13 protein-coding genes, 2 pseudogenes and 1 riboswitch (1 of these 16 running past the window's edge) are annotated in these 13809 nt (G+C 47.8%); of the genes and pseudogenes, 9 read left to right on the plus strand and 6 right to left on the minus strand.

From position 1 onward, the window contains the following. Positions 1-1128: the 3' portion of a bifunctional phosphoribosylaminoimidazolecarboxamide formyltransferase/IMP cyclohydrolase gene (gene purH / locus EKN56_RS17845; protein ID WP_130593039.1), read on the plus strand. Its footprint begins 462 nt before the window's first position; the window shows 1128 of its 1590 coding nt (coding positions 463-1590); its start codon lies beyond the left edge, outside the window; it ends in the stop codon at positions 1126-1128. Between the two features lie 41 nt (positions 1129-1169). Further along, positions 1170-2459, plus strand: coding sequence for a phosphoribosylamine--glycine ligase (purD, locus tag EKN56_RS17850; protein WP_130593040.1), 1290 nt, complete (start codon positions 1170-1172; stop codon positions 2457-2459). 274 nt (positions 2460-2733) lie between these two features. On the opposite strand, the gene EKN56_RS17855 is transcribed toward purD, so the two are convergent. The 6 genes and pseudogenes from EKN56_RS17855 to nudC form a co-directional block, all read right to left on the minus strand. Further along, on the minus strand, positions 2734-3369 hold the full coding sequence (locus tag EKN56_RS17855) for a DUF1481 domain-containing protein (protein ID WP_168189683.1): 636 nt from the start codon (positions 3367-3369) through the stop codon (positions 2734-2736). Positions 3370-3443: 74 nt separating this feature from the next. Continuing rightward, complete coding sequence (gene hupA / locus EKN56_RS17860; RefSeq protein WP_130593042.1) at positions 3444-3719, minus strand: nucleoid-associated protein HU-alpha; 276 nt, start codon at positions 3717-3719, stop codon at positions 3444-3446. Between the two features lie 188 nt (positions 3720-3907). After that, entirely contained in the window at positions 3908-4498 is a 591-nt protein-coding gene (locus tag EKN56_RS17865) for a YjaG family protein (RefSeq protein ID WP_130593043.1), read from the minus strand. 60 nt (positions 4499-4558) lie between these two features. After that, complete coding sequence (nfi, locus tag EKN56_RS17870) at positions 4559-5248, minus strand: deoxyribonuclease V (RefSeq protein ID WP_130593044.1); 690 nt, start codon at positions 5246-5248, stop codon at positions 4559-4561. Next, a complete protein-coding gene (gene hemE / locus EKN56_RS17875) occupies positions 5241-6305 on the minus strand; it encodes a uroporphyrinogen decarboxylase (protein ID WP_130593045.1) in 1065 nt (354 codons plus the stop codon). The genes nfi and hemE overlap by 8 nt, the downstream gene beginning before the upstream one ends. Positions 6306-6410: 105 nt before the next feature. Continuing rightward, positions 6411-7186 (minus strand): annotated as a pseudogene (nudC, locus tag EKN56_RS17880) (NAD(+) diphosphatase). Between the two features lie 102 nt (positions 7187-7288). Between nudC and rsd the strand changes: the two are divergent. The 7 genes and pseudogenes from rsd to thiH all read left to right on the plus strand — a co-directional run bounded on the left by rsd (position 7289) and on the right by thiH (position 13549). Continuing rightward, positions 7289-7783 carry a sigma D regulator gene (rsd, locus tag EKN56_RS17885; RefSeq protein ID WP_130593046.1) on the plus strand — a complete coding sequence of 165 codons (495 nt, stop codon included), beginning with the start codon at positions 7289-7291 and terminating at the stop codon, positions 7781-7783. A gap of 113 nt (positions 7784-7896) precedes the next feature. Then, a riboswitch (TPP riboswitch) is annotated at positions 7897-8012 on the plus strand. 95 nt (positions 8013-8107) lie between these two features. Further along, positions 8108-10042, plus strand: a complete 1935-nt coding sequence (thiC, locus tag EKN56_RS17890; RefSeq protein WP_130593047.1) for a phosphomethylpyrimidine synthase ThiC — start codon at positions 8108-8110, stop codon at positions 10040-10042. After that, entirely contained in the window at positions 10035-10703 is a 669-nt protein-coding gene (gene thiE, locus EKN56_RS17895) for a thiamine phosphate synthase (protein ID WP_130593048.1), read from the plus strand. The genes thiC and thiE overlap by 8 nt, the downstream gene beginning before the upstream one ends. 2 nt (positions 10704-10705) lie before the next feature. After that, positions 10706-11461, plus strand: a complete 756-nt coding sequence (locus EKN56_RS17900) for a HesA/MoeB/ThiF family protein (RefSeq protein ID WP_130593049.1) — start codon at positions 10706-10708, stop codon at positions 11459-11461. Then, the gene (gene thiS, locus EKN56_RS17905) at positions 11451-11651 is read left to right on the plus strand and encodes a sulfur carrier protein ThiS (protein ID WP_130593050.1); all 201 of its coding nucleotides are present in this window, start codon (positions 11451-11453) and stop codon (positions 11649-11651) included. Before EKN56_RS17900 ends, thiS begins: the two co-directional genes overlap by 11 nt. A gap of 1 nt (position 11652) precedes the next feature. Continuing rightward, the gene (locus EKN56_RS17910) at positions 11653-12441 is read left to right on the plus strand and encodes a thiazole synthase (RefSeq protein WP_130593051.1); all 789 of its coding nucleotides are present in this window, start codon (positions 11653-11655) and stop codon (positions 12439-12441) included. Then, positions 12438-13549 (plus strand): annotated as a pseudogene (thiH, locus tag EKN56_RS17915) (2-iminoacetate synthase ThiH). Before EKN56_RS17910 ends, thiH begins: the two are co-directional and overlap by 4 nt. Positions 13550-13809 lie beyond the last annotated feature (260 nt).

Consider the following 13809-nt stretch of genomic DNA (forward strand, 5'->3'; position numbering starts at 1 on the left):
GATATCATCAGTGAGATGGATAGCGGCAATAATGGATTAAGCTACGAAACACGTTTTGATCTGGCGATTCGCGCTTTCGAACATACTGCAGCCTATGACGGTATGATTGCTAACTACTTTGGTTCGCTAGTTGCTCCCTATTATGGTGAAACCGATAAACCATCCGGCCGCTTCCCTCGCACGCTAAACCTTCAGTACATTAAAAAACAGGATATGCGTTACGGTGAAAACAGCCATCAGGCGGCCGCATTCTATGTTGAAGAAACGGTAAAAGAAGCCTCAGTCGCTACCGCTCAACAGCTTCAGGGCAAAGCCCTCTCCTATAATAATATCGCGGATACTGACGCAGCGCTGGAATGCGTCAAAGAGTTTACTCAGCCAGCCTGCGTCATTGTTAAGCACGCTAATCCATGTGGCGTTGCGTTAGGAGATAATATTCTTCATGCCTATGAACGCGCCTATTTAACCGATCCGACCTCAGCCTTTGGCGGCATCATTGCCTTTAATCAGGAGCTGGATGCCAAAACGGCTGAAGCCATTATCAGCCGCCAGTTTGTTGAAGTCATTATTGCGCCATCAGTAAGCGCAGCTGCACTGGAAGTTTTAGCACCGAAACAAAACATTCGCGTACTGGAATGTGGTCAGTGGGACGTCCGGGTTGCCGGATTAGATTTTAAACGCGTGAATGGCGGCCTGCTGGTTCAGGACCGCGACCTTGGTATGGTTAGTCAGACCGACCTGAAAGTCGTTACTACTCGTCAGCCAACGGAAAAAGAGCTACGTGATGCGCTGTTCTGCTGGAAAGTGGCCAAGTTTGTTAAGTCTAATGCCATTGTTTATGCCCGCGACAATATGACTATCGGTATAGGTGCCGGCCAAATGAGCCGCGTCTATTCAGCTAAAATCGCCGGAATTAAAGCGGAAGATGAAAAACTACAGGTTGCAGAGGCCGTTATGGCTTCCGATGCATTCTTCCCGTTCCGCGATGGTATTGATGCCGCAGCTGCCGTAGGTATCACCTGCGTTATCCAGCCTGGCGGTTCTATTCGTGATGATGAAGTTATTGCCGCCGCCAATGAACACGGTATCGCCATGATCTTTACCGATATGCGCCATTTCCGTCACTAATACCAATAACTGAATTTCGACATTTACACGGAGCCAGAAAGATGAACATATTAATTATTGGTAATGGCGGAAGAGAACATGCACTGGCATGGAAAACAGCCCAGTCGCCGCTGGCTGATAAAGTATTCGTTGCTCCCGGCAATGCCGGTACTGAGCTGGAGCCAAATCTGATTAATGTGGCAATTGCCGCCACAGATATTGATGCTCTGGTATATTTCGCCCAAAAAGAGAATATCGGTTTAACCATTGTTGGTCCCGAAGCCCCGTTGGTTAAAGGTGTGGTGGATGCTTTTCGCAAAGTTGGACTAAAGATTTTTGGCCCTACCCAAGCAGCAGCCCAGCTTGAAGGTTCCAAAGCCTTCACCAAAGATTTCCTGGCTCGTAATCATATTCCCAGTGCGGAATACCAAAACTTTACCGACCTCAATCAGGCACTCGCATATATTCGCGCCAAAGGTGCCCCAATCGTGATTAAGGCTGATGGTCTGGCTGCCGGTAAAGGGGTTATTGTAGCAATGACCCTGGAGGAAGCCGAAGAGGCCGCTAAAGACATGTTAGAAGGTAATGCCTTTGGTGATGCAGGCCATCGTATCGTAGTGGAAGAATTTCTTACCGGTGAAGAAGCCAGTTTTATTGTGATGGTTGACGGTAAGAACGTAGTTCCAATGGCAACCAGTCAGGACCATAAACGTGCTTATGATGGTGATACTGGCCCCAACACGGGTGGAATGGGTGCGTATTCACCAGCACCAGTAGTGACTGATGAAGTACATCAGCGCATCATGGATCAGGTTATCTGGCCTACTGTAAAAGGTATGGAGGCCGAAGGTAACACCTATACTGGCTTCCTGTACGCCGGATTAATGATTGACGACGCGGGTCAGCCGAAGGTTATTGAGTTTAACTGCCGCTTTGGCGATCCGGAAACCCAACCAATCATGCTGCGCATGCAGTCTGACCTGATTGAACTTTGTCTGGCCGGTGTGGAAGGTAAGCTAAATGAAAAAACCTCCCGTTGGGATCCACGAGCTTCGCTGGGCGTAGTTCTGGCCGCTGGCGGTTATCCTGGTGATTACCGTACTAACGATGTAATTACAGGATTGCCACAACAAGAAATGGAAGACGGAAAAGTTTTCCATGCTGGTACCGGCTTGAAAGAGTGCCACGTTGTAACCCAGGGTGGGCGCGTACTCTGTGCAACCGCATTAGGAAACAGCGTTGCCGAAGCCCAACGCCGTGCTTACGAAATCGCTGCCCAAATCCAATGGGACGGCTGCATTTACCGTAAAGACATCGGCTACCGCGCCATCGAACGTGAAAATCAGAAGTAATTCATTCGTCAGTAATACAAAAGGTCGCTGTATGGCGACCTTTTGTTATTTAATTTTACAGATTTCAAACGGAGGGAGAGGCCGCCGTTGGGATCGACTTGGCGTGAGCCAACGACAAACAGGCTTTGCCTGTTTGAACAGCGCTAGCGCTGGCCCGACGCACTCAGAAATTAAGTACAGATTGTCTTCCGGCCGAGCACTCTACAAATATAGGCACTCTACTTTTACGGCCGGAATATCCATTGATGCTGATATTAAAAGAACCCATCACCAATCAAAATGTCCCCAACCTCGGCTCCCACGAACAAAAATTCTCATTCGCCACCAGCAACAGCTGCATTCCCCGCGGCGCATCTAACCACGCTAGACTAATAAAGCCGCCATTACGCACGCGCTTTTCAATCCATGACTGTTGCTCATACGAAAATACCGGATTCACAGTCTCTCCGGCACAGGTAATAATCTCACCATTATTAATATAGCCCTGATACAACACGATCTTACCGGCATCAAGGGACTCACTGGTCGTCAGAATCCGCTGCTCTTCGTATTTTAGTCTTAGAATGTCGTCAGCAGAGAGCTGCTCATTGCGATCCGCCAGTTGGCGCTGCATAAAACTGGGATTACCTTCGCTGTCCAGACGCATTAATTCTTTAGGATAGCCATCAGGCGTTTGAACTTCACGGCGGATCAAACTGACTTTTCCTGCCGAGTATTCATAATAGGTGGAGACAGTGCTACCGGTATAAGGCGTGTATACGCTCATCAGCCGCATATGCTGACCTTCGCCACTGACTTTAGTCCAGATTCTCATCATGCCATCAGTGGCAATATAGCCCGAGGCACTTAACGTAGGATCTTTTAGTGAAGTACTGCATCCCGTCAGAATCAGACTGCTTATAACAATCAATCGTTTTATCATGGTCTGAATAAAATAAAAGGGGCCATTCTGCCCCTTTTTTTATCTCATCAAGTGGCTGTTAATTACTTCTTAACAGCTTCTTTCAGCGCTTTGCCAGAAACAAATGCTGGAACATTAGCTGCAGCAATTTTGATTTCTTTACCAGTCTGTGGGTTACGACCAGTACGGGCATTACGATGATTCACTTTAAATGTACCAAAACCAACCAGTTGTACTGGGTCACCATCTTTCAGAGACTCAGTAATTGCGCCTAAGGTTGATTCCAGAGCCGCTTTGGCCTGAGCTTTAGTAATACCAGCCTTGTCTGCAATTACGTCAATCAGTTGAGTCTTGTTCATAAATTATCCTTACAATGTGTTTTATGGCATGCAATGTATCGAATACGGGCGGGAAAAGAAAATTTCTAAACCCTTAGCCTGAGCGTCTCGATAGCCACCTTTCAAAGGCAAGACAAATGTAGACCAATAGAGGGCGGCTGTGAAGCCTTAACATGCTATTATTTAAGCTCTGAATCACGTTTTATCATCTATTGTGTTAAATTTATACCAATATTGCTGGTTGCTGCCTCTTTTAAGTCCGCTCTTAGCCCTTTAATCAGCTCAATATCACGCTCTTCGCACTCCACCAGCAGACGGTATATTTCCCACTGAACGTCAAATTCATGTTCAATGAGTGGCAAGGCTTTTAGCTCATCGTCGGTCATTTCACGATTAGCTTCGGTCATCTCCAACATTGCTACGGTACGAACTGACATCTCACTCACGGCGATGGCGTGTTCCAATGTTTCGCCACTTAAATGAGAGTGCAACACTTCACTTAGAGCAACGCAGGCATCAATAGCTGGGTAAACACCATATATATCAAATTGTTCCGCATCAGGAATGATGTCTTCCAGCTTCTCCAACTGGCTGTCAAAATTCACTTTTGCGCCTTTCACTACCAGCGTTTCCCAAACTAAATCCAGAATACGGCGATACACTTGCGGTTCCGCAAACCCGGTCTGGTGACAAAACGCCTGATAATTTGGATACATACGCTCACACAAGCAGGCCATAAAAGTGTAGTGCTGCCAGCCGGTCAGCTTTTCCATACGTTTGTGAATCGGGTTACGTAGCATTAAGATATCTCATTAATATTCAATATGATGGGAAATTTCCCACGTTATAATAGCCGTAGCTTAATCAATATTTTTTTCTGGGTGTTGCGCAAGCCAGCGTAAAAACGCTGGGCGCCGTGAAGCGATTGCATCAGCCCAACGGGTTGGTTCCGGTAAGCGATAACCGCGCATACAACGTTTTACCCAAGTCAGTGCACTATCTGCACTGATTCGATGCCCAACTGAAATATACAGCGGCTTACAGCGCGCTTTACTGTTCCATACCCAACCGAGGAACTCATTCTTATCGCTCAGTTCAGCCAAATCATCCGGTTCTGCTGTCAATGGTCGATGTTGCCCACAAAGGCGGCTCTTTGCCACACCAATCGTTGGTACATCCGCCAACAGCCCAAAGTGGCTGGCAACACCTAGCCGTCTGGGATGAGCAATACCCTGACCATCAACAAATAGCAGTTGAGGCTTAATGGTGAGCTTTTGCCATGCGGCCAGCAAAGCCGGACATTCACGGAAAGAGAGTAATCCGGGAATATAGGGAATATTGGTTGGCACTCTGGCTATCTGATACTCCACCAGCTCCAACGAGGGATAACTCAGAATGGCTATCGCTGCCCGGGTTATGGTTCCATCCTGTTCAAAACCAACATCTGCACCAGCGATCCAGTCCGGTTCAGTAAAACCCAGCCGATCGTCTCTGACAATCAACCGGGCTTTTTCTGACTGTTCAGCCCGCAAAGACGCGGTATCAATCATGATAGGCGCGAGACAGTTTATGAACCGCTTCAACAAAAGCACCAGCATGTTCAGGTGGAACATCCTGATGTATGCCGTGCCCCAGATTAAAGACGTGGCCGTTACCATGACCAAATCCGGAGAGAATCGTTGCCACTTCCTGCTCAATTCTGGCAGGCGGTGCATACAGCATGGAAGGATCCATATTTCCCTGTAGCGCCACGCGATCCCCTACACGCTTACGCGCATCAGAAATATCGGTAGTCCAGTCTAATCCAAGCGCATCACAACCTGTATCCGTCATGGCTTCTAACCACTGACCACCACCTTTAGTAAACAGCGTTACCGGCACTTTTCGACCTTCATTTTCACGCATCAAACCATCAACAATCTTGTGCATGTAGGTCAGCGAGAATTCCAGATAATCACGTCCGGTTAATACCCCACCCCAGGTATCGAAAATCATCACCGACTGCGCACCGGCTTTAATTTGAGCGTTCAGATATAAAATGACGCTGTCTGCAATCTTATCCAGTAACTTATGTAACACGGGGCCATCGGCATACATCATCTTTTTGATTTTTGTAAATGCTTTGCTGCTGCCACCTTCCACCATATAGGTTGCCAGAGTCCAGGGACTGCCGGAAAAACCGATAAGGGGAACTTCTCCCTTCAGATTACGGCGAATAGTGCGCACCGCATTCATCACATAAGCCAGTTCCTGCTCCGGATCGGGAACAGGTAGATTATCAACATCCGCTTTACAGGTGATAGGGCGTTCAAAGCGAGGGCCTTCTCCGGCTTCGAAGTAAAGTCCCAATCCCATCGCATCAGGAATGGTTAAAATATCGGAAAATAGAATAGCCGCATCCAGCGCATAACGACGCAGTGGCTGTAATGTCACTTCACAGGCCAGCTCGGCATTTTTACACAGCGACATAAAATCACCGGCTTCAGCTCGGGTTGCTTTATATTCAGGCAAATAACGTCCGGCCTGACGCATCATCCAAACTGGGGTTACATCAACAGGCTGGCGTAATAACGCACGCAGATAGCGATCGTTTTTTAATTGATTCATTATTTTTATCCTTCTGGTATTGCGCGCATTGTAGCATGCAACAAGCTCTTCCAATATAAAGAGGGCATCTTACTATATCTGCCCGATATACTGGTCGGCAAAATGCTAATAATCATGCTCAGATCGACATAATGCGATGGTATCTTCAATCAATCTGCGCGCTACCGTACCAGGAGGAGGAAGTTGAGGAAGATTGTCATAGCGAAACCAGTCGGCATCCAGCAATTCCGAAGTATCTATTTTCAGCTCTCCACCTGCATAGTCAGCTAAATAGGCCACCATCAGCGAATGTGGAAACGGCCACGGCTGAGAAGAGATATAGCGCAGATTGGTCACCTGCAAATTACTCTCTTCATGTACTTCCCGGGCTACCGCCTGCTCCAGCGTTTCCCCCACCTCAACAAAACCAGCCAGTGCGGTGTAAATCCCCCCCGATGACGGTTATGCTGCGCCAGTAAAATTCGGTCTTCACGGCGAATGGCGACAATAATGCAAGGCGCTATTTGCGGATAGTAGCGCTGACGACAGTTGTTACATAAGCAGGCCCACTCCCGATCGCTGACATACATTGGATGACCGCAATACCCGCAGAACTGATGTGCCCGATAAAACCCTTCTAACTGAACTGCTCTGCCTGCCAGCTGGAACAATCCACGATCTTCATTGAGTAATTGCCGAACTGAAGCCATCTCCCTTGAGCGCTCTTTACATACCAGCCAAACGGACTCACTTTGCCACTCACCAATTCGATGCGCCTTTTCGCCCGACAGACCAAAATCATTGGCACTACCATAAGGCACCTCACCTTTTGGCAACCATAATTTCCCGGCGTGACTCAGTAGCCACCAGCCGGATTCATTACCTTGTAGTTGTTGTTCCATAAACGTTTTGCTCAACCTCTTAATTTGCTGGCAATCTAACAACAATAGATTTACATTACTTTAACTTGCTATTTTACTAACAGCCATCACTCTGGAAACACTATGCTAAACCAACTTGAAAGCTTAGCCGAGCGCGTGGGCGGCAAAATTAAACTGATTGATCAGTGGTTAGAATCTCGTAAAAACCTACTGGTTACTTATTACCGTCTTGTTGGTATTAAGCCAAACAAAGAAAAAAATATTCCTCTCGATGAAAAAGCCCTAATCGATTTTGGACACCATTTGGTGGACTACCCCTCTTCTTGCCATTTTCATATTTATGACAAAGTCATTACCCAGGAAGAAGGGGCCAGCAGCCCAAATCTGCTTATTGGCCAAAAAGCCTACCCGAGATTAGAAGAGAACACTCAAAAAATTATGGCGTTCTACGATAATTATGTCGAAAAGGGCATCAACGAAGACACCATATTACAACTGCATGAAGATCTTTCAACCGTTGGTGAACTACTGGAAAGACGCTTCTCTCTGGAAGATAAACTGATTCAGGAAGCGACCAACAGCTGGCTGAGTCATCACTCTTCTGCTGCTTCAAAATAATAGCTAAACGTGGTGTTAGTGACTGACACCATTAGAGTATAAACCCGGCGCGAAAACCCACTTGTGGTTTTTGTTAGCTTACTTATACTGTGTTGCATCACCGCTTTTGGTGATTAATCTTGTCGGAGTGCCTAGTGCCACCCTGGTGACACAGGCTGAGACCGTTAATTCGGGATCCGCGGAACCTGATCGGGCTAATACCCGCGAAGGGAACAAGAGTAATATCATCCAGATAAACTGAAATCATTGACCTCCTTTTCGGCTTTATCATTACTCCCTCTCCGAACTCCGGACAAGCAATCCTTAATTTATTAGGAGTTTGCTATGTCTAACCGAAGAACCCAACGCGCTCAGGCGCAGCAATTTATTGACCAGCTACAGGGAAGCGCCTTTCCCGATTCTAAACGTATCTATCTACAAGGTTCACAAGCGGATTTGCGCGTGCCTATGCGTGAAATTCAGCTATCACCCACGCTGATTGGCGGTAGCAAAGAGGAGCCTGAATATCAGGATAATGAACCGGTACCGGTTTATGATACTTCCGGCCCTTATGGCGACCCTCAAGCAACGCTGGATGTTCGACAAGGGTTACCTGCTTTGCGAAAAAATTGGATCGAACAACGTGGTGATTCTGAGCCTTTGCCCCAGGTCAGTTCACACTTTATCCAAAAGAGATTGGCCGACGAAGGTTTAGACCACCTGCGTTACACCCATCTTCCCGCCCCTCGCAAAGCGAAGCCCGGCAAACGAGTTACCCAGTTACATTACGCCAGAGCGGGGATCGTAACGCCGGAAATGGAGTTTATTGCCATCCGAGAAAATATGGGACGGGAACGTATTCGTACCGATGTATTAAAACAGCAACATCCCGGACAAAACTTTGGAGCCGTATTGCCGGACAATATCACTCCCGAATTTGTTCGTGATGAAGTGGCGGCTGGCAGGGCGATTATTCCTCTGAATATCAACCATCCGGAATCAGAACCGATGATCATCGGTCGAAACTTTCTGGTGAAAGTGAATGCTAACATTGGTAACTCAGCGTTAACTTCATCGATTGAAGAAGAAGTAGAAAAACTGGTTTGGTCTACCCGCTGGGGAGCGGATACGGTAATGGACCTTTCTACCGGACGCTATATTCATGAAACTCGTGAATGGATTATCCGCAATAGCCCAGTTCCTATTGGTACCGTACCCATTTATCAGGCGCTGGAAAAAGTAAACGGTATAGCTGAAAACCTCAACTGGGAAGTATTTAAAGACACGCTAATAGAACAAGCAGAGCAAGGCGTCGACTACTTCACTATCCATGCCGGTGTGCTGCTACGCTACGTGCCAATGACGGCCAATCGCCTGACGGGCATTGTTTCCCGGGGCGGTTCCATTATGGCGAAATGGTGTCTGTCTCACCATCAGGAGAACTTTCTCTATCTGCATTTTCGTGAAATTTGTGAATTATGCAGCCAGTACGATGTTGCTCTTTCACTGGGTGACGGCCTGCGCCCCGGCTCTATTCAGGACGCCAATGATGAAGCTCAGTTTGCAGAACTGAAAACGCTGGGTGAACTCACTAAAATCGCCTGGGAGTATGATGTTCAGGTGATGATTGAAGGACCAGGCCATATTCCTATGCATATGATCCGCCAGAATATGACCCTTGAACTGGAGCACTGTCATGAAGCACCCTTTTATACTTTAGGGCCGCTAACCACCGATATCGCCCCGGGATATGACCATTTTACCTCTGGCATTGGTGCCGCTCTGATAGGCTGGTTTGGCTGCGCCATGCTTTGCTACGTCACTCCCAAAGAACACCTTGGTCTGCCTAATAAAGACGACGTAAAGCAAGGGCTTATTACCTATAAAATTGCTGCTCATGCTGCCGATCTGGCGAAAGGCCACCCTGGCGCACAAATTCGTGACAATGCTATGTCAAAAGCTCGCTTTGAATTCCGCTGGGAAGATCAGTTTAATCTGGCCCTCGATCCGGAAACCGCCCGAGCCTATCACGATGAAACCTTACCGCAAGCCTCCGGCAAAGTTGCCCACTTCTGCTCAATGTGCGGGCCGAAGTTCTGTTCAATGAAAATTTCTCAGGAAGTACGGGATTTCGCCAAAGATCAGGCACAACAAAATTTACTGTCAGTGCAAGCCAGCGGAATGAACGAAATGTCAGAAAATTTCCGCGCTCAGGGCAGCGAACTTTATCACCCTGCCGCATCAGATACTGCAATAACGGAGAAAAACGCTCATGGCTGATATCATCCAAACCCATCTTTCTGCCTTACCCGATACGCCGTTTCCTCCAACGGAGAAAAAGCTGGGACTCTATCCGGTGGTTGATACTCTGAGCTGGATCGAACGTTTGCTAAATGCCGGTGTTACCACCATTCAACTGCGTATTAAAGACCAACCCGACGGTGAAGTGGAAGGTATTATCCAACAGGCCATTGAACTGGGAAAACGTTTTAATGCGCGCCTGTTTATCAATGATTACTGGCGACTGGCAGTCAAACACCAAGCCTACGGAGTCCATCTTGGCCAGGAAGATTTACTGACTGCCGATCTTCAGGCCATTCATCAGGCGGGCCTGCGTCTGGGTGTCTCTACCCATGATGATGAGGAGTTGGCGCTAACGGTTGCCGTTCGCCCTTCTTATATTGCTTTAGGCCATATTTTTCCGACTCAAACTAAAGATATGCCTTCTGCTCCCCAGGGATTAGTCGAGCTAAAGCGTCATGTCGCCACCATTCCTGAGTATCCTACCGTAGCCATAGGTGGCATCAGTATCGACCGCGTACCGGATGTATTGGCCTGTGGAGTTGGCAGCATCGCCGTGGTGAGTGCCATTACTCAAGCTCAGGACTGGCGTCAGGCCACCGCTGAACTGCTCCGATTAATAGAACATGAGGGGCGTTAATCATGCTAAACGACAGCGAGTTTTTGCGCTATAGCCGCCAATTACTGCTGGAAGATATCGGACCGGAAGGACAAATCAAACTCAGACAATCTACGGTGTTAATTGTAGGTCTGGGTGGGCTTGGCTCACCGGTATCGCTCTATCTGGCAGCGGCAGGTGTAGGCAACCTATTACTGGCAGATGACGACAGTGTTCATCTGACTAATTTACAGCGTCAAATACTGTTTCGTACTCAGGATATTGAACGTTCTAAAGCCAAACAGGCAAAAGAGCAGTTACAGGCGCTGAATCCACAAATCAGTTATCAAGTCCTGGCCCAGCGGCTCACTGATGAGAACCTGAATAAGATTTTACCTCAGGTCGATCTGGTGCTGGATTGCTGCGATAACATGGCAACCCGGCATGCTGTTAATGCTGGCTGTATCCAACATCGGATCCCACTGGTCAGCGGCAGTGCAGTCAGCTTTAGCGGACAGTTAATGGTGCTGAAGCCACCGTTCAATCATGGCTGCTATGCCTGTCTCTATCCTGACCAACAGGAGCCGGAACGTAACTGTCGTACTGCCGGAGTACTTGGGCCAATGGTGGGTACTATCGGCTCACTACAAGCACTGGAGGCAATAAAACTGCTTACAGGAGGAAACTCAGCCCTGGAAGGCAAACTACAGCTATTTGATGGTAAACAACATCAGTGGACCACTTTACGACTGCAACGCGATCCAAATTGTCAGGTATGCGGAGGTCAGTATGCAAATTAGGGTGAATGAATCACCGATTAACGTAGAGCCTCCCATGACTCTATCTGCTCTACTCCTGCAGTTAAATAAATCTGCAGTGGGTATGGCGGTGGCAGTTAATCAGCAAATATGTCCACGCACCCAATGGGACAGCCATCTGCTTCAGGATGGTGATGACATTTTACTTTTTCAAGCCATTGCAGGGGGATGATATGTTAACTATCGCAGAGACTACATTTACCTCACATCTGTTTGTTGGTACCGGAAAGTTTTCATCTTCAACGATGATGATGCAGGCCATAGCTGCTTCTGGTTCAGAACTGGCAACCATGGCGATGAAACGGGTTGATGTTCATAGTAGTAGTGATGCTATTTTGACACCGCTACAGCAACATGGCATCAAACTACTGCCTAATACCTCGGGAGCAAAAACCGCCGCAGAAGCTATTTTTGCGGCTCAATTAGCAAGAGAAGCACTGGAAACCAATTGGCTCAAGCTGGAAATTCATCCTGATGCCCGTTATCTGCTACCAGATCCGATTGAAACCTTAAAAGCGGCAGAGGAGCTGGTTAAACAAGGTTTTATTGTGCTGCCTTATTGTGGTGCCGACCCGGTGTTGTGTAAACGTCTGGAGGAAGTTGGTTGTGCTGCAGTGATGCCATTAGGTGCACCTATTGGTTCCAATTTAGGTTTAGTCACCAAAGAGTTTTTAAACATCATTATTGAACAGTCCACTGTTCCGGTAGTAGTGGATGCAGGAATCGGCAGCCCAAGCCATGCCGCTCAGGCGATGGAAATGGGAGCCGATGCCGTGCTGGTGAATACCGCCATTGCCGTAGCCAGAGACCCAATAAACATGGCGCAGGCTTTTAAACTGGCCGTTGAAGCTGGTCGCTTAGCCAGACAGTCCGGATTAGGTGCAATACGCCACAATGGCCACGCATCCGCTTCCAGCCCGTTAACTGACTTTCTCAAGTCCAAAGCGGTGGAGGTGAAATGAAAACGGAATTTCGCCACCGCTGGCAAAATCTGGACTGGGATGATATTTCCCTGAGTCTGTATGGCAAAACATCAAAAGATGTGGAACTGGCACTGAGAAACCAACAGCGTACGCTGAGTGATTTTATGGCGCTGATTTCTCCGGCGGCGTTACCCTATCTGGAAGAGATGGCGCAAAGGGCACAGAGCCTCACCCGCCAGCGTTTTGGTAATACCATTAGTTTTTACGCTCCGCTGTATCTTTCCAACCTTTGTGCCAATGATTGTAGCTATTGTGGTTTTTCAATGAGCAATCGCATTAAGCGTAAAACGCTGGATGAACATGAAATTGCTCTGGAATGTCAGGCATTAAACGCTATGGGTTACAAACATCTGCTGCTGGTCACCGGAGAGCATCAGGGAAAGGTCGGCATGGACTACTTTCGTCAGCATCTTCCCGCTATTCGACAAAGATTCAGTTCACTGATGATGGAAGTACAGCCGCTAAAAACCGAAGAGTATGCTGAACTAAAAACTTTAGGATTGGATGCGGTGATGGTCTATCAGGAAACCTATCATGGCTCCACCTATCAACAGCACCATCTGAAAGGCAATAAACAGGACTTTTTCTGGCGACTGGCAACCCCAGAAAGGCTGGGAGATGCGGGTATAGACAAAATTGGACTGGGAACGCTAATCGGACTTTCCGCCGACTGGCGGAGCATCTGAATTTTCTGCAAAAGCGCTACTGGCAAAGCCGTTATTCTATCTCTTTTCCTCGTCTGCGCCCTTGTACCGGCGGAACTGAGCCCGCATCGCTGATGGATGATGCTCAGTTGGTTCAACTTATCTGTGCCTTTCGCCTGTTTGCTCCGGAAGTGGAACTTTCTCTCTCTACCCGTGAATCGCCGTACTTTCGTGACCATGTAGTGCCATTGGCGATTAACAGCGTAAGCGCCGGTTCAAAAACTCAACCCGGTGGCTATGCTGATAACAAGCCGGAGCTGGAACAGTTTTCACCTCATGATAATCGTTCCCCACAGCGGGTGGCCGAAGCGCTGATGGCTAAAGGACTTCAGCCGGTCTGGAAAGACTGGGATCGATATCTGGGGCATATTTCAGGGATATAGCTCGCAGAGCTAATGAAAACGGCAATATACCGTAAATTCTTTTTCGCTATGTCACGCAACATCAAGCTGTGGCGATAACAGAGAAAAAATAAATTGCATATAGTCGCCGGGTAAAGGCAGTCGACACCTTTACCGGAGCCACTGATTTCCCCCCGGCTCTGCATCAGCAACGCTGAGGTATTTCGTATAAGAATCTTTATTCGTTTTACCTCAGCCCTTTCTCACCGCCTGCGGATAAAAATCTGTAGGTATCTGGCATA

Source organism: Limnobaculum zhutongyuii (assembly GCF_004295645.1).
GTDB lineage: Bacteria > Pseudomonadota > Gammaproteobacteria > Enterobacterales > Enterobacteriaceae > Limnobaculum > Limnobaculum zhutongyuii.

What these genes read in the sequence shown, in the direction of transcription:
- EKN56_RS17910 (WP_130593051.1), top strand. Translation starts at nt 11,653, where the DNA reads ATGTTAACTATCGCAGAGACTACATTTACCTCACATCTGTTTGTTGGT.
- EKN56_RS17900 (WP_130593049.1), top strand. Translation starts at nt 10,706, where the DNA reads ATGCTAAACGACAGCGAGTTTTTGCGCTATAGCCGCCAATTACTGCTG.
- thiE (WP_130593048.1), top strand. Translation starts at nt 10,035, where the DNA reads ATGGCTGATATCATCCAAACCCATCTTTCTGCCTTACCCGATACGCCG.
- hupA (WP_130593042.1), bottom strand. Translation starts at nt 3,719, where the DNA reads ATGAACAAGACTCAACTGATTGACGTAATTGCAGACAAGGCTGGTATT.
- thiS (WP_130593050.1), top strand. Translation starts at nt 11,451, where the DNA reads ATGCAAATTAGGGTGAATGAATCACCGATTAACGTAGAGCCTCCCATG.
- thiC (WP_130593047.1), top strand. Translation starts at nt 8,108, where the DNA reads ATGTCTAACCGAAGAACCCAACGCGCTCAGGCGCAGCAATTTATTGAC.
- rsd (WP_130593046.1), top strand. Translation starts at nt 7,289, where the DNA reads ATGCTAAACCAACTTGAAAGCTTAGCCGAGCGCGTGGGCGGCAAAATT.
- purD (WP_130593040.1), top strand. Translation starts at nt 1,170, where the DNA reads ATGAACATATTAATTATTGGTAATGGCGGAAGAGAACATGCACTGGCA.
- nfi (WP_130593044.1), bottom strand. Translation starts at nt 5,248, where the DNA reads ATGATTGATACCGCGTCTTTGCGGGCTGAACAGTCAGAAAAAGCCCGG.
- EKN56_RS17865 (WP_130593043.1), bottom strand. Translation starts at nt 4,498, where the DNA reads ATGCTACGTAACCCGATTCACAAACGTATGGAAAAGCTGACCGGCTGG.
- hemE (WP_130593045.1), bottom strand. Translation starts at nt 6,305, where the DNA reads ATGAATCAATTAAAAAACGATCGCTATCTGCGTGCGTTATTACGCCAG.